Raw genomic sequence first — 1,353 nt, 5'->3', positions numbered from 1 at the left:
AGCAGATAATCTTAACCAACTTTATTTACCCTTTTGTCTTGCCTATGATGATAGCTATGACTATAGCGAAAGTGTTAAAGCTTTTCTTGGTTCAACCAAGGCGATAGTGGGTGAATTTTTTCCTGATGATGTACTCTGGGATCAGCAAATGGCATGTGAATTTTTAATCATGCTTAATGCCTATCGAGAAAGGGTGTTAACAAGTATTAATTTTCAACAACTTCAAGAGATGGAGAATCAACGTCAATTGGTCAAGTATGTTAGTCAGTTAACAAATCATTACTCGCGCCTGTTATTTGTTCGTATAGATTTAAGCTATCTCGCAGACCAGCTAGAGAATGTAACGTTAGATGATTTCTATGAGCATGTAACTAAGTTACGTGAATTGATATCCAATAAACAAACCTGCTTTGAGCATTTACAAGGCTATGCATGGGCATTAGAGCAAGGTGTCGATAAAAGCCTACACTGTCATTTATTGTTGATGTTTAACGGTGCGAAACGTCAAAATGATGTGTTCATCGGTATGGAAGTTGAAAAAAAATGGCTAAGCATTACAGATAACACTGGCAATTGTTACAATTGTAATAATCAAGAATATAAAGAAGATTTTCAAAAACGCAATTTGCTTGGGATTGGTATGATCCATCGAAATAATCCATTAGAAGTAAAAAATGCCATTCGAGTAGCTCGTTATTTAGTCAAACCAGAGAAGGTTAACCAACATCCAGTAGTTAAGTTACCGAATATGCGTACCTTTGGTAGAGGACAATTTAATGTAGCATGGCGACGTGGAATTGAGAGTCATAGCTAAATATTTTCAAATACATACTACTTTATTGAATAAGCCAATCTTTGTGTTTGGCTCTATCACTAGGCTTACTTCGGTAAGCCTTTTTTATGCCCTAAATTTAACACTATGGAGAAATATACATGAAAACCCTATGTCCCAAATGCTTTAGTTGTCACGTTGTCCCTGTGACAACCGCAAACCCGAATTTCCCACAATCACTTGAACCAACGCTACTATCGCCTGCGGTGTTAGCAAGCGTGGGCGCAAGTGTCTGTAAACAATTGGTCATGCCACCAAGCTTAGGCATGGTTATTGGTACTGTAGTAGGTATTGCGTTAAGCAATCTAGGCAATCGTCAAACCGCCTGTCACAGTTACTACTGCCGTCACTGCAACCAAGTGTTTGACACGAATAACTGTCATTTTAATCAACCCGAAATGAACGAATCCTGTCCATCCTCTCTCGTATCATCAAACTAACTCAATCTATCTAACATAAGGAGAACATCTCATGGCACACGAAGTACAAACAATGGCATATATTGGCGAAACCCCTTGGCA

At 38.4% G+C, this 1,353-nt stretch carries 2 protein-coding genes; both read left to right on the top strand.

The features are described from left to right. Positions 1–814 (top strand): YagK/YfjJ domain-containing protein (locus RT143_RS12280; protein WP_313093384.1); only part of this gene is annotated, 814 nt, incomplete at its 5' end. 119 nt (positions 815–933) lie between these two features. Further along, complete coding sequence (locus RT143_RS12275) at positions 934–1,272, top strand: hypothetical protein (RefSeq protein ID WP_313093381.1); 339 nt, start codon at positions 934–936, stop codon at positions 1,270–1,272. Positions 1,273–1,353 lie beyond the last annotated feature (81 nt).

The organism is Moraxella sp. CTOTU48268 (assembly GCF_032069585.1).
GTDB lineage: Bacteria > Pseudomonadota > Gammaproteobacteria > Pseudomonadales > Moraxellaceae > Faucicola > Faucicola cinerea.
Note: the sequence above shows the minus strand (reverse complement) of the source record. Positions and strands in the feature narration are given on the sequence as shown.

What these genes read in the sequence shown, in the direction of transcription:
- RT143_RS12275 (WP_313093381.1), top strand. Translation starts at nt 934, where the DNA reads ATGAAAACCCTATGTCCCAAATGCTTTAGTTGTCACGTTGTCCCTGTG.